This window comes from Arthrobacter crystallopoietes BAB-32, assembly GCF_000328305.2.
GTDB classification, from domain to species: Bacteria; Actinomycetota; Actinomycetes; order Actinomycetales; family Micrococcaceae; genus Crystallibacter; species Crystallibacter crystallopoietes_A.
Window position 1 is genome coordinate 1 of sequence record NZ_ANPE02000234.1, and the last position, 20,596, is coordinate 20,596.

Annotated in this window: 17 protein-coding genes and 3 pseudogenes; 15 read left to right on the forward strand and 5 right to left on the reverse strand. The window is 68.6% G+C overall.

Annotation, left to right across the window (positions count from 1 at the left end; all coding sequences use genetic code 11):
* Together D477_RS17815 and D477_RS17820 are read right to left on the reverse strand one after the other, a co-directional pair.
* Positions 1-707: LytR/AlgR family response regulator transcription factor (locus D477_RS17815; protein WP_005272909.1), on the reverse strand; the 707-nt coding region annotated here is incomplete at its 3' end.
* A 55-nt stretch (positions 708-762) separates the two neighbouring features.
* On the reverse strand, positions 763-1,962 hold the full coding sequence (locus tag D477_RS17820) for a histidine kinase (protein ID WP_005272912.1): 1,200 nt from the start codon (positions 1,960-1,962) through the stop codon (positions 763-765).
* A gap of 149 nt (positions 1,963-2,111) precedes the next feature.
* Here D477_RS17820 and D477_RS17825 point away from each other — a divergent pair, with 149 nt between their 5' ends.
* Positions 2,112-2,480 (forward strand): DUF485 domain-containing protein, encoded by a 369-nt coding sequence (locus D477_RS17825; protein ID WP_005272916.1) that lies wholly within the window; start codon positions 2,112-2,114, stop codon positions 2,478-2,480.
* Positions 2,480-4,096: a solute symporter family protein gene (locus tag D477_RS17830; protein ID WP_005272918.1), complete on the forward strand. Its 1,617-nt coding sequence runs from the start codon at positions 2,480-2,482 to the stop codon at positions 4,094-4,096. The genes D477_RS17825 and D477_RS17830 overlap by 1 nt, the downstream gene beginning before the upstream one ends.
* A 142-nt stretch (positions 4,097-4,238) precedes the next feature.
* On the opposite strand, the gene D477_RS17835 is transcribed toward D477_RS17830, so the two are convergent.
* Positions 4,239-4,712 (reverse strand): Lrp/AsnC family transcriptional regulator, encoded by a 474-nt coding sequence (locus D477_RS17835; protein WP_043847592.1) that lies wholly within the window; start codon positions 4,710-4,712, stop codon positions 4,239-4,241.
* A 199-nt stretch (positions 4,713-4,911) separates the two neighbouring features.
* Here D477_RS17835 and pdhA point away from each other — a divergent pair, with 199 nt between their 5' ends.
* From pdhA to D477_RS17850, 3 genes and pseudogenes are all read left to right on the forward strand, one after another.
* Entirely contained in the window at positions 4,912-6,027 is a 1,116-nt protein-coding gene (gene pdhA, locus D477_RS17840) for a pyruvate dehydrogenase (acetyl-transferring) E1 component subunit alpha (RefSeq protein WP_005272924.1), read from the forward strand.
* Positions 6,024-7,034 carry an alpha-ketoacid dehydrogenase subunit beta gene (locus tag D477_RS17845; protein ID WP_005272929.1) on the forward strand — a complete coding sequence of 337 codons (1,011 nt, stop codon included), beginning with the start codon at positions 6,024-6,026 and terminating at the stop codon, positions 7,032-7,034. The genes pdhA and D477_RS17845 overlap by 4 nt, the downstream gene beginning before the upstream one ends.
* Positions 7,034-8,478, forward strand: a pseudogene (locus D477_RS17850) (dihydrolipoamide acetyltransferase family protein). The gene D477_RS17845 and the pseudogene D477_RS17850 overlap by 1 nt, the downstream one beginning before the upstream one ends.
* On the opposite strand, the gene D477_RS17855 reads toward D477_RS17850, so the two are convergent.
* Positions 8,479-8,946, reverse strand: coding sequence for a GNAT family N-acetyltransferase (locus D477_RS17855; protein WP_005272935.1), 468 nt, complete (start codon positions 8,944-8,946; stop codon positions 8,479-8,481).
* Positions 8,947-8,981: 35 nt separating this feature from the next.
* Positions 8,982-9,650, reverse strand: coding sequence for an SACE_7040 family transcriptional regulator (locus D477_RS17860; protein WP_052510844.1), 669 nt, complete (start codon positions 9,648-9,650; stop codon positions 8,982-8,984).
* 94 nt (positions 9,651-9,744) lie between these two features.
* On the opposite strand from D477_RS17860, the gene D477_RS17865 reads away from it, so the two are divergent.
* From D477_RS17865 to D477_RS17910, 10 genes and pseudogenes are all read left to right on the forward strand, one after another.
* On the forward strand, positions 9,745-11,349 hold the full coding sequence (locus D477_RS17865) for a carboxyl transferase domain-containing protein (protein WP_005272940.1): 1,605 nt from the start codon (positions 9,745-9,747) through the stop codon (positions 11,347-11,349).
* A gap of 6 nt (positions 11,350-11,355) precedes the next feature.
* Positions 11,356-13,496, forward strand: a pseudogene (locus D477_RS17870) (acetyl/propionyl/methylcrotonyl-CoA carboxylase subunit alpha).
* A complete protein-coding gene (locus D477_RS17875) occupies positions 13,489-14,652 on the forward strand; it encodes an acyl-CoA dehydrogenase family protein (protein ID WP_005272942.1) in 1,164 nt (387 codons plus the stop codon). Before D477_RS17870 ends, D477_RS17875 begins: the two are co-directional and overlap by 8 nt.
* 44 nt (positions 14,653-14,696) lie before the next feature.
* The gene (locus D477_RS17880) at positions 14,697-15,470 is read left to right on the forward strand and encodes a CoA transferase subunit A (protein WP_005272947.1); all 774 of its coding nucleotides are present in this window, start codon (positions 14,697-14,699) and stop codon (positions 15,468-15,470) included.
* Positions 15,471-15,472: 2 nt separating this feature from the next.
* Positions 15,473-16,126, forward strand: coding sequence for a CoA transferase subunit B (locus tag D477_RS17885; protein WP_005272948.1), 654 nt, complete (start codon positions 15,473-15,475; stop codon positions 16,124-16,126).
* Positions 16,123-16,644, forward strand: a complete 522-nt coding sequence (locus D477_RS17890) for a MaoC family dehydratase (protein ID WP_005272951.1) — start codon at positions 16,123-16,125, stop codon at positions 16,642-16,644. Before D477_RS17885 ends, D477_RS17890 begins: the two co-directional genes overlap by 4 nt.
* A gap of 3 nt (positions 16,645-16,647) precedes the next feature.
* A complete protein-coding gene (locus tag D477_RS17895) occupies positions 16,648-17,454 on the forward strand; it encodes an HpcH/HpaI aldolase/citrate lyase family protein (RefSeq protein WP_005272953.1) in 807 nt (268 codons plus the stop codon).
* 43 nt (positions 17,455-17,497) lie between these two features.
* Positions 17,498-18,715 (forward strand): 1-deoxy-D-xylulose-5-phosphate reductoisomerase, encoded by a 1,218-nt coding sequence (gene dxr / locus D477_RS17900; protein ID WP_052510845.1) that lies wholly within the window; start codon positions 17,498-17,500, stop codon positions 18,713-18,715.
* Positions 18,712-20,055, forward strand: a complete 1,344-nt coding sequence (locus D477_RS17905; protein ID WP_005272957.1) for a M50 family metallopeptidase — start codon at positions 18,712-18,714, stop codon at positions 20,053-20,055. Before dxr ends, D477_RS17905 begins: the two co-directional genes overlap by 4 nt.
* Before the next feature lie 82 nt (positions 20,056-20,137).
* Positions 20,138-20,596, forward strand: a pseudogene (locus D477_RS17910) (hypothetical protein); the annotation flags it as partial.

Below are 20,596 nucleotides of genomic sequence, written 5' to 3' on the forward strand. Positions count from 1 at the left end.
CTGACGCGGTTGGCTTCCAGCCGGTCGCGGACCGCCGGCAGGCTCCGGCGGCTGACCGGCAGTTCTGCGCCGTCCACCAGCACGCTGGCGCGCCCGGCCGTCGTCCGCATCTGCTGGATCGCCTGGACGGAGACCAGGTAGGAGCGGTGGATGCGCAGGTAGCCGGCGTCCGCCCACTGCCGTTCCAGGTCGTTGAGCGGAACGCGGATGAGGTAGCTGCCCTCGGCGGTGTGCAGCCGGGCGTAGTCGCCCTGTGCCTGCACGAACTTGATCTCGTCGCGCCGGATCATCTTGGTCACGCCGCCCTGGTCCACGGTGATCACTTCGGGCTTGGCGGTGCTGTCCTCGATCAGCTCGCAGATCCGCCGGACGGATTCGGCGAGGCGTTCGGCACGCACCGGCTTGAGCAGGTAATCGACGGCGGCCAGGTTGAAGGCCTCCAGCGCCTGGTCTTCGTCCGCGGTGACAAAAACGACGGCGGGAGGCCGGCTGAAGCGCGATATCACCCGTGCGATGTCGAGACCGGTCAGGGCCGGCATGTGGATGTCCAGGAACATCGCGTCAACGTCATGGTGCTCCAGCGCCCTGAGGGCTTCCGCACCACTGGTGGCTTTGTGGATCCGGCCAATCCGGGAGTCCCGCTCGAGCAGGTAGGCGAGCGCTTCGACGGCGGGGACTTCATCGTCGGCGATGACAACGTTGACCATAACCGACAGTCTACTTAGTCACAGGCAGCGGGGCGGAAACAAGGGGTCCGGCTGATTACACCTCGTGGTCCGGCTGGAATTTCGGAATCCGCATAGTGATCAGCGTGCCGGCTCCCGGTGCCGTCTCGATCACGAGGCCGTGGTCGTCGCCGTAGACCTGGCGCAGCCGGGAATCCACGTTGCGCAGCCCCACATGGTCCCCGGGCGTGTGCCCGGCGAGCATTTGCCGCAGTTTTTCGGGATCCATCCCCACGCCGTCGTCCTCAATCCCCAGGACCGCGAACTCGCCGTCGTCGCGCGCGGTAATGGTGATGTGGCCCGGCCCCTCCTTGGCTTCCAGGCCGTGGCGGACGGCGTTTTCGACCAGCGGCTGCAGCGAGAGGAAGGGAATGACCGTGCTGAGCACTTCCGGGCCGATCTGCAGGCTGACCTTGAGCCGGTCGCCGAAGCGTGCCCGCTCAAGCAGCAGGTAGCGGTCGATCGACTTGAGCTCCTCCGCCACCGTGGTGAAGTCGCCGTGGCGGCGGAATGAGTAGCGCGTGAAGTCGGCAAATTCGATCACGAGCTCGCGGGCGCGGACCGGGTCGGTGAGGATGTACGACGCGATGGCATTGAGCGAGTTGTAGATGAAGTGCGGGCTGATCTGCGCCCGCAGCGCGCGCACTTCCGCCTCCATCAGCAGCGTGCGGGAGGCATCCAGTTCCGCCAGCTCGATCTGGGTGGCCACCCAGGCCGCCACCTCGTTGGCCGCCCGGACCAACGACGGGCGGACCTGGACGCTGTAGGCGCCGATGGTGCCGACAACCCGCTCCTGGACCCTGATGGGGGAGAAGACGGCTTCGGCCGGGAGCTCTTCGGGCGGGACGTCGGCGGGGGCACCGCCCGGCCGCCGGTAGACCTGGGTGCGGCCGGAGGCGAGCACTTTCCGCGCCAGCTCCATTGCCTCCTCATCGTGGCCGGGGCCGTCCGGATCCCAGGCGAGGACGGCCGTTTCGTCCGTGATCACGAGCCGGCTGCTGTCGAGCATCCCGCGCAGGTGGCCGGCGGCTTTCGCTGCTCCGTCCGGGGTGAGTCCATTGCGTAAATGGGATCCGGCCAGCCCGGCCGTATGCAGCGTGTTGTACGTGGCCAGCTCGGCCTCCGAGCCGAGCTCCCGGCTGGAGCGGCTGAGCTTGAAGCCGACCAGCGCGACTACGGCCACTGTGATGACGGCAATCGCGGCGATCAGGGCGATGTCGATTGCCGTGCTGAACATGCAACCACCCTAGTTGCAGTTCGGCGCCTGCGGCTGCCACTCGGCGCAGTCCAGCGGCCGTTCAGCGATCACCCGGCTCCAGAGCGGGACAACGGCGTCGCAAACCGGGCAGAGTGATCGCAGTCACAAACCCTCACAAGGAGGCAGACATGGGACAGCAACCCAGCCCGGAGGCCGATCCGACGGCCACCGTGGACTTCCAGGAAGTCCAGCAGCGGCCCGAGTTCACTGAGCTGAAGCGCCGCCACCGCAGTTTCGTTTTCCCGATGGCCGCAGCATTCCTGATTTGGTACTTCCTGTATGTGCTGCTGGCCGACTATGCCCACGGCTTCATGTCGATCAAGGTCCTCGGCAACATCAACGTCGGCCTGGTCCTGGGCCTGCTGCAGTTCGTGAGCACCTTCGCGATCACCATGTGGTACGTCAGCTACGCCAACAAGAAGCTGGATCCGATTGCCAGCGGAATCCGCCAGGACCTCGAATCCGCTGACCGGCCGCAGGCAGGAGAGACCCACTGATGCTTCCCTTCACCACCGTCACGCAGGAGCCCACCCAGGTTGGCGAGCCGTGGCTGAACATGACCATCTTCGGCTTGTTCGTCGCCGTCACCATGGTGATCGTGCTCCGGGCCAGCCGGAACAACAAGACCGCGGCGGACTACTACGCCGCCGGCCGCTCCTTCACCGGGTCCCAGAACGGCACGGCGATCGCGGGCGACTACCTCTCCGCCGCATCCTTCCTTGGCATTTGCGGCGCGATCGCGATCAACGGGTACGACGGCTTCCTGTACTCCATCGGCTTCCTGGTCGCGTGGCTGGTGGCCCTGCTGCTGGTGGCCGAACTGCTGCGCAACACCGGCAAGTTCACCATGGCGGATGTGCTGTCCTTCCGCCTGAAGCAGCGTCCCGTGCGCATCGCGGCGGCGACGACGACGCTGGCCGTCTGCTTCTTCTACCTGCTGGCCCAGATGGCCGGCGCCGGCGCGCTTGTCTCCCTGCTGCTCGGCATCGATGACCGGTTGGGGCAGTCCATCGTCATCACCGTGGTCGGCGCGCTGATGATCCTCTACGTCCTGGTCGGCGGCATGAAGGGCACCACCTGGGTGCAGATCATCAAGGCCTGCCTCCTGATCGCCGGCGCCTTCATCATGACCATCTGGGTACTGGCGCTGTACGGGTTCAACCTGTCGGCCCTGCTGGGCGACGCCGCGGCGACCGCCGGCAACCCGGAGCTCCTGAATCCGGGCCTGCAGTACGGCGTGAGCGAAACCTCCAAGTTCGACTTCATCTCGCTGGCCCTGGCGCTCGTGCTCGGCACCGCGGCCCTGCCGCACGTGCTGATGCGCTTCTACACCGTTCCGACGGCGAAGGAAGCCCGCCGCTCGGTGGTCTGGGCGATCTGGCTCATCGGAGCGTTCTACCTCTTCACCCTGGTGCTCGGTTACGGCGCCGGTGCCCTGATCGGCCCGGAGGCCATCGAGGCGGCCCCCGGCGGCGTGAACTCCGCGGCTCCGCTGCTGGCCTTCCACCTGGGTGGACCGCTGCTGCTCGGGGTGATTTCCGCCGTCGCATTCGCCACGATCCTGGCGGTTGTTGCCGGCCTGACCATCACCGCTGCGGCGTCCTTCGCCCACGACATCTACGCCAACGTGGTGCGCAAGGGCCAGGTCGACTCCCAGGGCGAGGTCAAGGTCGCCCGCCGGACCGTGCTGGTGATCGGCGTGCTGTCCATCGCCGGCGGCATCGGCGCCCAGGGGCAGAACGTGGCCTTCCTAGTGGCACTGGCCTTCGCGGTCGCCGCCTCGGCCAACCTGCCGACCATCATCTACTCGCTCTTCTGGAAGAAGTTCTCTACGCAGGGCGCGATCTGGTCGATGTACGGCGGCCTGGCCGCGGCGATCATCCTGATTGCGTTCTCGCCGGTGGTCTCCGGCGCCGAGACGGCCATGATCCCGGGGGCCGACTTCGCGTGGTTCCCGCTGAAGAACCCGGGCATCATCTCGATCCCGCTGGCCTTCTTCCTCGGCTGGCTCGGCACCGTGCTCGACAAGAGCGTGGAGGATCCGTCCAAGCAGGCGGAGATGGAAGTCCGGTCGCTGACCGGCGTGGGCGCGGAAAAGGCGGTCGACCACTAATCACCGCTGGCCGCCCTTCCAGCGGTGGCGCGGCAAACCCAGGGCGGGTCCGGAGCATTCCGGGCCCGCCCGTCCGCGTCCTGCGCGAGCACCTCCGGAGCAGTGTCCGCCCGGGCTGGACCTGCCCCCGCCGGGCACGCCCTCAGGAAGGGCCGTCTGCCCTTTTGAGCAACGGGCCCACGCGGAAGGGCACCAGCTCGTGCATGGCCAGGGAGGTGTCGGTCCGCTCGACGCCGTCGATCGCGAGCACCTGGCTGTTGATCCGGAACAGATCCTCGGCACTGCGCGAAACGACCTGGGCGAGGATGTCCGCGGTGCCGGTGACTCCGAAGGCTTCCAGCAGTTCGGGGATCTGGGCGAGCTCGGCGGTAATCTGCTGCAGCTTGCGCTGCTGCACGTGGATATGGATGAATGCCGTGAGCGGATAGCCCAGCGCCGCGGGGCTGATCCTGCGTTCGAAGGTCAGGAAGACGCCCTTCGCCTCGAGCTGGGCCAGCCTGGCCTGCACGGTGTTGCGCGACAGGGCCAGCTGCTGGGCGAGGGCAACGACGGTGCTGCGCGCGTCCCGTGACAGGGCCTCCAGCAACCGGATGTCGGTGCCGTCCAAGGGCTGCATAGTGCGCAACGTTAGCACGATCAAATCCATGCGGACAGAGCATTATGCGCAATCATGGCGCCGGAGATTGCGCTTCATGCCTGTTGTGAGTATCGTCACAACTACCTTCCGCCAATGGCGTCGGAAGGTCCTGACTTCGCGCCGGACATCCACAAGAAGACCGGCCGGTGACGACCACGAGCAAAGGAGCGCGTGCAGAGTGTCCTTACATGGCAGGGGCCCGGTTCCGGACGAAAACCTCGTCCAGCTGCTGCGGCCGGACGGCACCAGGACGGACGGGTCCGGCTACACGGAGTGGCTCGGGGATATCGACGGCGCCGCGCTGCGCGGGCTGTACGAAGACATGGTGGTGGTGCGCCGGATCGACCAGGAGGCCACGGCACTCCAGCGGCAGGGCGAACTGGCGCTGTGGCCGCCCCTGCTGGGCCAGGAAGCGGCGCAGATCGGGTCCGGCCGTGCCCTCCGCCAGGATGACTTCGTCTTTTCCAGCTACCGCGAGAACGGCGTGGCCTATTGCCGCGGCGTCGGGTACGCGGACCTGCTCCGGGTTTGGCGCGGCAACGCCCCGTCCGGCTGGGACCCGTACGCCGTCAACATGGCGACGCCGCAGGTCATCATCGGGGCGCAGACGCTGCATGCCACCGGCTATGCCATGGCCACGAAGTTCGACGGCGCAGATGCGGTTGCGGTGGCGTATTTCGGCGACGGGGCCACCAGCCAAGGGGATGCCAACGAGGCGATGGTGTTCGCCGCCAGCTTCCAGGCGCCGGTCGTGTTCTTCTGCCAGAACAACCAGTGGGCCATCTCGGAACCGGTGCGGCTGCAGGCGCAGCGGGACATCGCCGATCGGGCCCCCGGCTTCGGCATCCCGAGTGTGCGCGTCGACGGAAACGACGTGCTGGCGAGCCTGGCCGTAACGCGCCAGGCGCTCGACCGGGCGCGCGGCGGCGGAGGTCCTTCCTTCATCGAGGCGGTCACCTACCGGATGGGTCCGCATACGACGGCGGATGATCCGTCCCGCTACCGGGACCCCAATGAGCTCGAGGACTGGAAGAGCCGGGATCCGATCGACCGGCTCGCCCGGCTGCTGAAGGCCGAAGGGCTGCTGGACGAGGAGTTCGCCAGCCAGGCCAAGGACACGGCGGACCGCGCGGCAGCCGAGCTGCGTGAAGCCTGCGTCACCATGCCGGAACCGGGCGAGCTGGACGTCTTTGACAACGTCTACGCCACGCCGCACACGGTCCTGGCGGAGCAGAAGGAGGAGTACCGGCGCTACCTGGCCTCCTTGGCGGCGGCACCGGGAGGCACAGCATGAACACCATGACTTTCGGGCGGGCCATCAACTCCGGCCTGCGCCGGGCGCTGGAACATGATTCACGGGTGGTCCTCATCGGCGAGGACATCGGTACGTTAGGCGGCGTCTTCCGGATCACGGATGAGCTGCAGAAAGACTTCGGTGGCCACCGGGTCATCGATGCCCCGCTGGCGGAATCCGCAATTCTGGGTACGGCCGTTGGTATGGCCTACCGCGGGTACCGCCCGGTGTGCGAAATCCAGTTTGACGGGTTCATTTATCCGGCCTTCAACCAGATAGTGAGCCAGGTGGCCAAACTCCATTACCGCACCCAGGGGAGGGTCAAGATGCCGCTGACCATCCGGGTTCCGTTCGGCGGCGGAATCGGAGCAGCAGAGCATCATTCGGAATCACCGGAGGCATATTTTCTGCACACCTCCGGCCTGCGCGTGGTTTCAGCGTCGAACCCGCAGGACGCATTCCTGATGATCCAACAGGCGATCGCCTGCGATGACCCGGTGCTCTTCTTCGAGCCCAAGCGCCGCTACCACAGCAAGGGCGAGGTGGACGAGGACGCCGGGCTGGACAGCTATCCGATGGAGCAGGCCCGGGTGGAGATCGCCGGCGACGACGCCACGCTGGTCACTTACGGGGCGCTGGTCCAGGTGGCCCGCGAAGCCGCCATGGCTGCCCGCGACGACGGCATTTCGCTCGAGGTGATCGACCTGCGCTCGCTGTCACCCATCGACTTCGCCACGGTGGAGGCATCCGTCCGCAAGACCGGCCGGCTGGTGGTGGCCCATGAAGCTTCCCGGACCGGCGGCCTCGGGGCGGAATTGGCGGCATCGATCACCCAGCGCTGCTTCTACTACCTGGAGCACGCACCGGAACGGATTGCCGGCTTCGATATTCCCTACCCGCCCGCCAAGATGGAGCACCACCACCTGCCCGACCTCGACCGGATCCTCGACGGCGTGGACCGGGTGATGGGCCGGCCCAATTCGCTCAGCGGGCAGGAGGGGAACTGATGGCGGTACGGGTATTCAAGCTGCCGGACCTCGGCGAGGGCCTGACCGAATCGGAAATCCTGCGCTGGCATGTGGCTGAAGGCGACACGGTCGAACTGAACCAGGTCCTCGGCGAAGTCGAAACGGCCAAGGCTGTGGTGGAACTGCCATCCCCCTTCGCCGGCGTGGTCACAACGCTGCATGAAGCGCCGGGGACAACGGTGAACGTGGGCGAACCGATTGTCTCCTTCGAGGTTCCCGGCGACGGCGGCCCCGAGGAGCCGGGAACGGGCGGGAGCGCAACCGCAGCGCCTGCTGGCGCGGAGGGCATGCAGCGACCTGCCCCTTCCGGCGGGGCCGAAGCCCGGGCCGGCAGGCCGGCCCGTGAAGCGGTCCTCGTCGGGTACGGCGCCCAAGCCGAAGGTACGTCCCGGCCGGTGCGCCGCCGTCGTAGTTTCGGCACCGCGCAGGCGCCGGCCACCGCCGAAGCCGCGCCGAACGGAACAGCGCCGGCGCTCGGGCAGGGGCCGAGGGGAATGGAGCGGGCGCCAGGGCGGGAGTGAAGGAGCGCCCGCGTTCGACGCCGCCGGTGCGCAAGCTGGCCAAGGACCTCGGGATCGACCTCGCCCTGGTTCATGGCAGCGGCGACGGCGGGCTCATCACGCGGGCCGATGTGGAGGACTTCCAGGCCGCCGGCGGCCCCGGGGCCGCTCCTCAGGTTCCTGCGGCGGCAGCAGGCGGGCGCTGGCTGGGCGGGGCGGCTGAGCGGGAAAGCCGGGTGCCGATCAGGGGAGTGCGCAAGCAGACCGCGGCCGCCATGGTTGCCAGCGCGTTCACCGCGCCGCACGCCACGTCCTTCCTGACCGTCGACGCCACCGCGGGGATGGAACTGCTGGACCGGCTGCGGGAGCGGCGCGCCTTCGCAACAACCAAGCTCACGCCGCTGACATTGGCTGCGAAGGCCCTGTGCCTCGCGCTGGACCGGCATCCGGTCCTGAATTCGCGGTGGGACGAGCAGCGCCAGGAGATTGTCCAGCAGAACTACGTGAACCTCGGCATCGCCGCCGCGACCCCGCGCGGCCTGCTCGTGCCGAACATCAAGGACGCCCAGGCGCTGGACTTCGCCGGGCTGGCAGCGGCGCTGGCGGAGCTGGCACAGCGGGCGCGGGAGGGCAAGACCGCGCCGGCAGAACTGTCCGGCGGGACCATCTCCATCACGAACATCGGCGTGTTCGGCATCGATGCCGGCACACCCATCCTCAATCCGGGCGAGGCGGCAATTCTGGGCATCGGGGCGGTTCGCCGGCAGCCGTGGGAATACCGCGGCGGGATCGAGCTGAGGCAAGTTGTCACGCTGAGCCTTTCCTTCGACCACCGGCAGGTGGACGGGGAGCAGGCCGGACTGTTCCTGGCCGACGTCGGTGCGATCCTCAGCGATCCCGCCGTCGTGCTGACGATGGTGTGATCAGAGCAGTTCGAGGATCTCTTCGGTCACTACGGCGGCTCGGGCATTGGCAAAGCCCTTGGACTCGCCGACCGGCTTGAACCCGGCCTTTTCCAGCACTTTGATGGAGCCCAGGTTGTCCTTGACCGCCCGGGCGCGGATCGGGCGTGCCGGGTATTCAGCCAGGAACTTCTCGACGGCGGCGGTGGTGATCCCGCGGCCCCAGTGCGACTTGGCGGTCCAGAAGCTCAGCTCCGGATAGCCCTCGGAGGGGTAGGCCAGGACGCTGCCCACGACTTCGCCGTCGGCGGTGACGGTGCGCACCGTGATTTCCTCATCGTTGAGGATGTTCTGCCAGTGGTGGTCGAAGACGCCCCGGTCGGAGGGGTCCTTGGCGGAGAAGGCGGCCATGTGGTTGGCGTCCGGGTCCTGCTGGTACTCGAAGAACTTGTCCAGGTCCGCCGGCTCCACGGGTCGCAGCTCAATCATGTTGGAACCTTTCGGGTCTAGGTGGTCTCAACAGACTACTCGGCTTTCAGGGCGGCCCATGCCATTTGTTCCAGCAGATTGCGCCGCCAGCCCCGCTCGCGCGGACGTTTGCCGCGGTGCAGTGAATGCGGGGTCGAATTGATCAGCCCGAAGGCGGCATGGGCGCGCATGCGCAGCTTCGGAGTGTCCTGGCCCGGAAGCACCTGCGACAGCACGGCGACCCAGACCTCGACGTACTGGCGCTGCAGGTCCCGCACGTGCGTGGATTCCTCTTCCGGCAGGCTGTCCAGGTCCCGGTCGTGCACGCGGATGACCTCGGGGTTGCTGAGCGCGAAATCCACGTGGAATTCGATCAGCCCGCGCAGGGCGTCCTGCGGATCGGGGGAGTTGTCGACGACGGCCTGCCCGCCCTCCAGCAGGTCCTGGCTGACACCGGTGAGCAGGGCGGAGAGCACTGCGTGCTTGCTGCTGAAATGCCGGTAGACGGCCGGCCCGCTGACGCCGGCCGCGGCGCCGAGATCCTCGATGGAGACGCCGTTGAAGCCGCGCTCGGCGAAGAGCCGGGCAGCGGCGGCGAGCAGTGCCGCGCGGCGGGAGGCCTTGGCCTGGCTGCGGCCAGTAGTCCGTTCGGCATCGGCAGCGGCATTGACGGACACGGCGGTTCCTCCCGGGAGCTGCTGCTGGACTTTTGGTGTGACTGACATTACGCTGAATTTCAGTTAATCCAGACTAACCAAAACGGCCGGGGAAGGCCAGCCTGGACAGGGCGGAAACCCGGCCAGCGGCAGAAAGACGTCGATGCAGACTCTGGCTTCCCGGGTGGACACTACCAGCCCGGAGTACCTCGAGAACGACGCCGCGCAGCGGTCCCTCGCGGCTGAACTGCACAAGCGCCTGGCCGCGGTGGCGCTGGGCGGCCCGGCGGAGTCCCGGCGACGGCATGTGGCCCGCGGCAAGCTGCTGCCGCGCGAGCGGGTGGACCGCCTGCTGGACGAGGGAAGCCCGTTCCTGGAGCTGGCCCCGCTGGCTGCGGAGGGAATGTACGACGGCGATTCCCCCGGTGCCGGGATCATTACAGGGATCGGCCTCATCCACGGCCGGCCGGTCCTCGTGGTCTGCAACGACGCGACGGTCAAGGGCGGCACCTACTATCCGATGACGGTGAAGAAGCACCTGCGCGCCCAGGAGGTGGCGCTGGAGAACCGGCTGCCGTGCATCTACCTAGTGGATTCCGGCGGCGCTTTCCTGCCCAAGCAGGACGAGGTGTTCCCGGACCGCGAGCACTTCGGCCGGATCTTCTACAACCAGGCCAACCTCTCGGCGCAGAAGGTCCCGCAGATCGCCGCCGTGCTGGGATCCTGCACGGCAGGCGGGGCCTACGTGCCGGCCATGAGCGACGAGACCGTCATCGTGCGCAACCAGGGCACCATCTTCCTGGGCGGCCCGCCGCTGGTGAAGGCCGCCATCGGCGAGGTGGTCACGGCGGAGGAGCTCGGCGGCGGAGACCTGCATGCGCGGGTTTCCGGCGTGACCGACCACCTGGCCGAGAACGACGAGCATGCGCTGGCGCTGGTCCGGGACATCGTCGCCACGCTGCCGGCCCCGTCCGCGGCGTGGGAGATTGCCGCAACGGAGCCTCCGCTGGCGGGGCCGGAGGAGCTCTACGGGGCGGTCCCGGTGGACGTCAACGCCGCCTACGACGTCCGCGAGGTCATCGCCCGGCTGGTGGACGGGTCCCGGTTCCACGAGTTCAAGCGGGAGTACGGTGCGACGCTGGTGACCGGCTTTGCCCGCCTGCACGGCCATCAGGTCGGCATCGTCGCGAACAACGGTGTGCTCTTCAGCGAATCCGCGCTGAAGGGCGCCCACTTCATCGAACTGTGCGACCAGCGCGGCATCCCGCTGGTCTTCCTGCAGAACCTCTCCGGCTTCATGGTGGGCCGGGACTACGAGGCCGGCGGCATCGCCAAGCACGGCGCCAAGATGGTCACCGCGGTGGCCACCGCCCGGGTGCCCAAGCTGACGGTGATCATCGGCGGGTCCTTCGGCGCGGGCAACTACTCGATGTGCGGGCGGGCCTACTCGCCGCGCTTTTTATGGATGTGGCCGGCGGCGCGGATCTCGGTGATGGGCGGGAACCAGGCTTCCTCCGTGCTGGCCACGGTCAAGCGGGACCAGCTCGAGGGCCGCGGCGGCACCTGGGAAGCGGCGGAGGAGGAGGCATTCAAGGCGCCGATCCGCCAGCAGTACGAGGACCAGGGCAATCCGTACTATTCCACGGCACGGCTGTGGGACGACGGCATCATCGATCCGGCCGACACCCGCCGGGTCCTCGGCCTGGCCCTCGATGTGTGTGCCAACAGTCCGTTGCCGGATACCTCGTTCGGCCTGTTCAGGATGTGAGCCAAGATGCCGTCTGTGCCTTTCCGGACCGTCCTGGTCGCCAACCGTGGTGAAATTGCCTGCCGGGTCATCCGTACCTGCCGCCTGCTGGGCATCGCGACGGTTGCGGTGTATTCCGATGCCGACGCCGGAGCGCGCCACGTGCGCGAAGCGGACCGTGCCGTCCGGCTGGGGCCGGCGGCTCCGGCGGCGAGCTACCTCAACATCAACGCCATCATCGCCGCTTGCCGGGCCACCGGTGCCGAGGCCGTGCACCCGGGCTACGGGTTCCTCAGCGAGAGCCTGGCCTTCGCCGAGGCACTCGAGGCCGCGGGCATTACCTTCATCGGGCCGAACGTGAAGGCCATCGGCATCATGGGGGACAAGATCCGGGCCAAGAACCACGTGGCCGGCTACCAGGTGCCGGTGGTTCCGGGCCTGGCCGAGCCCGGCCTGCCGGACGCGGCGCTCATCGAAGCCGCCGAGGGCATCGGCTACCCCCTCCTGATCAAGCCCTCGGCCGGCGGCGGCGGCAAAGGCATGCACCGCGTCGACGGTCCCGGCCAGCTGCCGGCAGCGCTGGCCGCCGCCCGGCGCATTGCCGCCGGTTCCTTTGGCGACGACACGCTCTTCCTCGAACGGCTGATTCCCAGCCCGCGGCATATCGAAGTCCAGGTCCTGGCGGACAACCACGGCAACGTCATCCATCTGGGCGAACGGGAGTGCTCCCTGCAGCGCCGGCACCAGAAGGTCATCGAGGAAGCCCCGTCGCCGCTGCTCGACGAGGCTACCCGGGCGCGGATCGGCGAGGCGGCCTGCAACGCCGCCCGCAGCGTGGACTACAGCGGCGCCGGCACCGTGGAGTTCCTGGTTTCCGACGAAGCCCCGGACGAGTTCTTCTTCATGGAGATGAACACCCGGCTGCAGGTGGAGCATCCGGTGACCGAGCTGGTCACCGGTCAGGACCTGGTCGAATGGCAGTTGAGGATCGCGGCAGGGGAGCCGCTTGCCCTGGCCCAGTCCGACGTCGTACTCACGGGCCACGCCGTGGAGGCGCGGATCTACGCCGAAAGCCCGGAACAGGACTTCCTGCCCTCGGCCGGTACCGTGCTGGACCTGCAGGAACCGGCCGGCGAGGGCATCCGGGTGGACAGCTCGCTGCTGCCCGGGCTGCGGATCTCTTCCGACTACGACCCGATGCTGGCCAAAGTCGTCGCCTGGGGCCCGACCGTGAGCAGGCGCTGGACCGGCTGGACTCGGCGCTCGCGGAGATGGTGCTGCTCGGCGTGCCCAACAACATCGAGTACCTGCGCCTGCTGCTGGAGGACGAGGATGTGGGTGCCGGCCGGCTGGACACCACCCTGATCGAACGCAAACTGCCCCAGCTGCGGTTCCACCGGCCGGACGACGGCGAACTCGCTGCCGCCGCACTGGCCTGGCTGCAGCGGCCCCGGTCAGCGGAGCCCGGAGCACCCGGTGCACCGCTGCGGCCGGACTCGCCGTGGCTGCAGCGCGACGGCTGGCGCCTGGGCGTGCCGGCGCCGCTGACCGTCGGCTTCACCCTGCCGGACAAGAGCCGGCGCGAGGTCGCGCTCACCGCATCGGCGAACGGCAGCTGGCAGGCGGACGTTGCCGCCGGGAGCGAAACGGACGCCGACGGCAGGGACCTGACCGGGCCGGAACCGCGCCTTGGCCCGGATGCGCTCGCGGTGAGCCTGGACGCAGGGCCGCAGTCCGCCGTCGTCAACGGAACTACCTTGCCGCTGCGCCTGGCCGTGGACCCGGACACGGCCACGGTGTGGGCCGGTGGCAGCGGGTGGTCGATGCCGTTGGCCGTGCGCACCCGCCGCCGGCAGCTGGAGGAGAGCCTGGCCGGCATCGAACGCGCCGAGGGCGGCGCCTCGCCGGAGGTGCGCTCACCGATGCCCGGGACGGTGACCGACGTGGCGGTGGCCAACGGGGACTTCGTGGAGGCCGGCCAGACCGTGCTGACCGTGGAGGCCATGAAGATGGAGCACCAGCTGGCGGCAGCAGTGGCCGGCGAGGTCTCCATCCACCTGAAGATTGGTGACTTGGTCAAAGCGGACCAGGTCGTCGCCGTTATCCGGGCGGCGGATCCCGCCCCGGAAACGGAGGCAACAGCACGGAAGGAAGCCAACCATGCCTGATTTCGCCCTGTCCGAGGACCACCAGGACCTGGTGGATACCGTGCGCGAGTTCGCCGACGAAGTCGTCGCGCCGGCGTCCGCCAAGCACGACGAGGAGCACTCCTTCCCCTACGAAATCGTCAAGCAGATGGGCGAGCTCGGCCTGTTCGGACTGCCGTTCCCGGAGGAGTACGGCGGGATGGGCGGGGACTACTTCGCGCTGGCGCTGGCGCTCGAGCAGCTCGGGCGGGTGGATCAGTCCGTGGCGATCACACTGGAAGCCGGCGTCTCGCTGGGGGCGATGCCCATCTACCGCTTCGGCACCGAGGAGCAGCGCCGGCAGTGGCTGCCCATGCTGGCCACCGGCGAAGCGCTCGCCGGCTTCGGGCTGACCGAGCCGGAAGCAGGTTCGGACGCCGGCGGCACGAAGACCATGGCGCGGCTTCAGGACGGTGAGTGGATCATCAACGGCCGCAAGGAGTTCATCACGAACTCGGGCACCAGGATCAGCAGGCTGGTGACGGTCACGGCCGTCACCGGCACTTCCGAGCGGCCGGATGGCAGCATCAAGAAGGAGATCTCCACCATCCTGGTGCCCACGGACACCCCTGGCTTCACCGCAGAAAAGGCCTACAACAAGGTCGGCTGGAACGCCTCGGACACGCATCCGCTGACCCTGGACGACGTGCGGGTGCCGGAGGCCAACCTGCTGGGCGAGCGCGGCCGGGGCTACGCGAACTTCCTGCAGATCCTGGACGAGGGGCGGATCGCGATCGCGGCGCTGGCCACCGGTGCCGCGCAGGGCTGTGTGGAGGAAGCCGTCACCTACGCCAAGCAGCGGCAGGCCTTCGGTCACAACATCGGGCACTACCAGTCCATCCAGTTCAAAATCGCGCGGATGCAGGCGCGGGCGCACACGGCGCGGCTGGCCTACTACGATGCGGCAGCGCGGATGCTGGCCGGCAAGCCCTTCAAAACCGAGTCGGCCATTGCCAAGATGGTGGCGGGCGAGGCAGCGATGGACAACGCCCGGGACGCCACGCAGATCTTCGGCGGCTTCGGGTTCATCAACGAGTTCCGGGTGGCGCGGCACTACCGGGATTCGAAGATCCTGGAGGTCGGCGAAGGCACAACCGAAGTGCAGCTGATGCTCATCGCCCGCCAGCTGGGCTTGTAGTTAGCGCGCCGCGCAGTGCGTGGACCCGAAGGAGGAGGACGGCAGTGATCAACAAAGTGGTAGCCAGCGCGGCCGAGGCAGTGGCGGACATCCGCAACGGCGCCTCGCTGGCGGTCGGCGGTTTCGGGCTCTGCGGGATCCCCGTGGCACTGATCCAGGCACTGCACGATGCCGGCACCACGGACCTGGAAACCATCAGCAACAACTGCGGCGTGGACGACTGGGGGCTGGGCGTGCTGCTCAGGGACGGCCGGATCCGCCGCACCATCAGCTCGTACGTCGGCGAAAACAAGGAGTTCGCCCGGCAGTACCTGGCCGGCGAGCTGGAGGTGGTGCTGACGCCGCAGGGCACGCTGGCGGAGAAGCTGCGCGCCGGCGGGGCTGGCATTCCGGCCTTCTATACGGCGGCCGGGGTGGGCACCCAGGTCAGCGAGGGCGGTTTGCCGCAAAAGTACGACGCCGAGGGCAATGTTGCGGTGGCATCGGAACCTAAAGAGGTACGCAGCTTCGGCGGGGTGGACTACGTGCTCGAGGAATCCCTGCGGCCCGATTTCGGCCTGGTGCACGCGTGGAAGGGGGACCGGCTGGGCAACCTGGTCTTCCATGTCACGGCCATGAACTTCAACCCGCTGTGCGCCATGGCCGGCAAGGTCACCATCGCCGAGGTCGAAGAACTGGTCGAGCCGGGCGAACTGGACCCGCAGCAGATCCATACGCCCGGCATCTTCGTCCAGCGCGTGGTCGTCGCCGGCAATGTGGAGAAGCGGATCGAGAAGCGCACCGTCAGCGCACCGCTGCCGGCCGGAGAGGGGAACTGAAGATGGCGCTGACCCGCACCGAGCTGGCCGCCCGGGTGGCCAGGGAACTGAAGAACGGGCAGTACGTGAACCTGGGCATCGGCATGCCGACCCTGATTCCGAACTACATTCCCGACGGCGTGGAAGTGGTACTGCACTCCGAAAACGGAATCCTCGGCGTCGGACCCTATCCCACCGAGGAGAACCTCGATCCGGACCTGATCAATGCGGGCAAGGAAACCGTGACCTTGAACCGCGGGGCGGCGATCTTCGACTCGGCCACCTCCTTCGGCATGGTCCGCGGCTCGCACGTGGACGTGGCCGTCCTCGGCGCGATGCAGGTGGCGGAAAACGGGGACCTGGCCAACTGGATGATCCCCGGCAAGATGGTCAAGGGGATGGGCGGCGCCATGGACCTGGTCTTCGGCGCGAAGCGGCTGATCGTCATGATGGAGCACGTGGACCGCAACGGCAGCCCCAAGATCCTCACCGAATGCACGCTGCCGCTTACCGGCCGCGGCTGCGTGGACCGGATCATCACCGACCTGGCCGTCATCGACGTGACCGAGGACGGGCTGGTGCTGCGTGAAGTCTCGCCCGGCGTCTCCGTTGACGAGGTGGTCGCCGCCACCGGGGCGGAGCTGAAGATCGAAGAGCACGAGGTGGACGACGTATGAACAAGACCGTGGTCCAGCGCGGCCTGTACTTCGACGAGATCGAGGTCGGCACCACCTACGTGCACCGCCCCGGCCGCACGGTGACGGAAACCGACAATGTCCTGTTCACGACGGCGACGATGAACAGCCAGGCCCTGCACCTGGACGCGGCATGGTCGGCGGCCCAGCCGTTCGGCCAGCGGCTGGTCAATTCGATGTTCACGCTGGCCACCGTCGTCGGTCAGTCCGTCACCCAGCTGACCCAGGGCACGATCGTGGCGCAGCTCGGGCTGACCGACGTCACCTTCCCGCATCCGCTCTTCCACGGCGACACGCTCTATACGGAAACCGTGGTGACGGACAAGCGGCCCTCGTCGTCGCGTCCCGGGCAGGGAATCGTGACCATGGCGCACACCGGCAGGAACCAGCACGGCATCATCGTGGCCACGGCCAGCCGGACCTGCCTGATGTGGACCGAAGAAGGGCACCGCAACGCCCAGGACGAGCGGGAACAGGCCCCGGACGCAGGGGAGGCGTAGCGGATGTTCACCATGGGACCGGCCCTGCTGTTCTGCCCGGCGGACCGGCCGGAGCGCTACGCCAAGGCGGCGGAGCGCGCCGACGCGGTCATCCTGGACCTGGAGGACGCGGTGGCGCCGCAGAGCCGGGAGCAGGCCCGCCGCGAGGTCATCGGGCAGCAGCTCGACCCGGAGCGGACCATTGTGCGGGTCAATCCGCCGGGCACGCCGGACCACGCGATGGACCTGGCGGCGCTGCGCCACACAAGCTACACCACCATCATGGTCGCCAAGTCGGAGAACGCGGACGCCCTGGCGGCACTGCAGGGCTACGACGTGGTGGCATTGTGCGAAACGGCGCTGGGCGTGCTGGCCGCGCCGCAGATCGCCCTGGCCCCGAATGTCTGCGCGCTCATGTGGGGAGCGGAGGACCTGGTGGCCTCGCTCGGCGGCACCTCCAGCCGGTTCGCCTCCGGGACCTACCGGGACGTGGCCAGGCACGCGCGCTCGCAGGTGCTGCTGGCCGCCGGCGCCCATGGCAAGGCGGCGATCGATTCGGTCTACGTGGACATCGCGGACCTGGCCGGATTGGCGGCGGAAGCCGAGGACGCGGTGGCATCCGGGTTCGCAGCCAAGGCGATCATCCATCCCGGCCAGGCCGGCGTGATCCGGGACGCGTACCGGCCCTCGGCGGACGACGTGGCCGAGGCCCGCGAGCTCCTGGAACTGGCGCGCAGGGAACCCGGGGCCTTCAGCTTCCGCGGGAAGATGGTGGACGGGCCGCTGATCAAGCACGCCGAACAGCTGCTGCGCCGCGCGGAGGTGACATAGCCCGCGTTCCGGGCAGGCCCGGCAGTGCGGGATACTGGAAACCATGGAGTTGCGCGACCAGAGACCCGGAAACGCCCAGCAGACCCGACGGAAAGCAGTGCTGCTGGGATCGACGGGATCGATCGGCACCCAGGCCATCGACGTGGTCGACGCCGCGCCCGAACGCTTCGAAGTGACCGCCCTCGCGGCCGGCGGCGGACAGCTGGACCTCGTGGCCCGGCAGGCAGTCCACACCCGCGCCCAGGCCGTCGGCATCGCCTCCGGCACGGTGGAGGAATTGTCGACGGCGGTCAAAGGCGGCGCGGCGGAAGCCGGCCTTAGCGGCTACGCACCGGAGCTTTTTGCCGGCCCCGACGCCGCGGCGAGGATCGCCGCCTGGGCGGATGCCGACGTCGTACTCAATGGCATTACCGGCTCCATTGGGCTGGCCCCGACGCTGGCCGCGCTGGAGGCCGGGCACGTGCTCGCGCTGGCCAACAAAGAGTCGCTGATCGCCGGCGGCGCGCTTGTCAAGGCTGCTGCGCGGCCGGGCCAGATCGTGCCGGTGGATTCGGAGCATTCGGCGCTGGCCCAGGCCCTGCGGGCCGGCAGCGCGGCGGAGGTGGACCGGCTCATCGTGACCGCGTCCGGCGGACCGTTCCGCGGCTACACCCGGGGGCAGCTGGACCGGGTCACGCCGGCGCAGGCCCTGGCGCATCCGACCTGGGACATGGGCCGGATGGTCACCACCAACTCGGCCACCATGGTCAACAAGGCCCTCGAAGTGATCGAGGCGCACCTGCTCTTCGACGTGCCGCTGGAACGGATCGACGTGGTGGTCCATCCGCAGTCCGTGGTGCATTCGATGGTGCAGTTCACGGACGGCTCCACGATTGCCCAGGCGTCGCCGCCGGACATGCGGCTGCCGATCGCCCTCGGGCTGGGCTGGCCGGACCGGGTGCCCGGCGCGGCGGCCGCCTGCGACTGGACCAAGGCCACGAGCTGGACCTTCGAGCCGCTGGACGAGGAAGTCTTTCCCGCGGTGCGGCTGGCCAAGGAAGCCAGCGCCTCCTCCGCCACCGGCATGGCGGTCTACAACGCGGCCAATGAGGAGGCCGTCCACGCCTTCCACGAGGGCCGGATCGGCTTCCCGGCGATCGTGGACACCGTCGCCGCCGTGCTGGAGCAGCACACCGGCTCGGGCGAGCTGACCGTCGAGTCGGTCCTGGCCGCCGAACGGTGGGCACGCAATGCCGCCCAGGAACGTTTAGGAATGTTGTGACCGTACTTCTTTTCATCCTCGGCGTGCTCTTTGTCGCCGTCGGCATCGCCGTCTCCATCGCCCTGCACGAGGTGGGCCACCTGGTTCCCGCCAAGCTGTTCGGCGTGCGCGTCACGCAGTACATGGTGGGCTTCGGCAAGACCCTCTTTTCCCGGCGGAAGGGGGAAACCGAGTACGGCCTGAAGGCGATCCCGGCCGGCGGCTATGTCTCGATGATCGGCATGTATCCGCCGGCGAAGGGCGGCGACGGCCAGGTGCGCAAGTCCAGTACGGGGCTGTTCCAGCAGCTGGCCGAGGACGCCCGCACCGCCGACGCCGAGCGGCTGCAGCCGGGGGATGACAACCGGCTGTTCTACAAGCTGCCGGTCTACAAGCGGGTCATCGTGATGCTCGGCGGCCCGTTCATGAACCTGGTGATCGGCGTGGTCCTGCTGGGCATCGTCATGGTCGGCTTCGGCACGGCCCAGCCGACCACCACCATCGCCCAGGTCAGCAAGTGCGTAGTGCCGGCGTCCCAGCAGGCCGAGACGGGCCAGACGGACTGCCTGCCCTCCGATCCCGAGGCGCCGGCCACCGCCGCCGGTATCCGGCCCGGCGACACCGTCACGGAGTTCGACGGCAAGCCCGTCACCGACTGGTACGAGCTCACCCGCTGGATCCGCGACGCGGCCGGGCAGCAGACCCCGATCGTGCTGGAGCGCGGCAACGAGACCATCAGCACCACCATCACCCCGATCCTGACCGAACGCCCGGTGCTGGGCGCGGACAACCAGGCCGTGCTCGACGCCAACGGGGACCCGGTCATGGAGCAGGCCGGCTTCGTCGGCATGGGCTCCACCACCGAGCTCACGCCCCAGCCCGTGACGGAAGTACTGCCCGCGGTGGGCGAAAACCTGCAGGCGATCACCGGCGTCGTCCTCAATCTCCCGCAGCGGCTGGCGGACGTGGCCGAGGCCGCCTTCAGCGACGCCCCGCGGGACCCGAACGGGCCGATGAGCGTGGTCGGCGTGGGCCGGATCGCCGGCGAGATCACGGCGATGGACGAGATTCCGATGGACGCGCGCATCGCCTCGCTGATCGGGCTGGTGGGCTCGGTTAACCTGGCCCTGTTCGTCTTCAACCTGATCCCGCTGCTGCCGCTGGACGGCGGGCACATCGCCGGCGCGCTCTGGGAAGCGGTGCGCCGCAACGTCGCGAAACTCTTCCGCCGGCCGGATCCGGGCCCGGTGGACATCGCGCGGCTGCTGCCGCTGACCTACGCGGTAGCGATCCTCATGCTCGGCATGGGCGCGCTGCTGATCTACGCGGACATCGTCAAACCGGTCAATATCTTCGGCTGACACGCGGAATCTGCGCCAATAGCTCCGCGGCGCCGGTGGCCGTGCCTAGTCTGGCACTATGACCGGACGCAGAGGGGACGCCATGGCAGAGACCCGACGGGGACCGGGGTTCCCCCGGCTTCGGAGTCCGCTGCGTCTGCTGGCCGCGGCCTGCACCGCCGGCTCGCTTTTCCTGGCGGGCTGCTCCGTCCCGGACGGGAGCACAGCGCCGACCAGCCAGTCCGGGCAGCAGCAGGAAACCGACCGCGTCGTGCTGAAGTCCGGCGGCGTCCGGCCGCAGCTGATCTCCGGAACGGGTGCCGAGGCCGCCCTGGCCGCCAGCCGCGCACTGTTCGAAGCCAGCCCGCTGGCCATCGTTGCTCCGCCGGCTGATCCCGCAGCCGTCGAACAGGCCGCCGCCGAGGCCGTCCGGCTGGGCGTGCCCGTACTGCTGGCCGGCGACGGGCTGCAGGACGAGCTGGAGCGGCTGGGCGTGCGCACCGTCAAGGCGTTCGGCCAGCCGGGGGACCGTACGACGGCGGACCCCGGCCCGGGTGCCTCG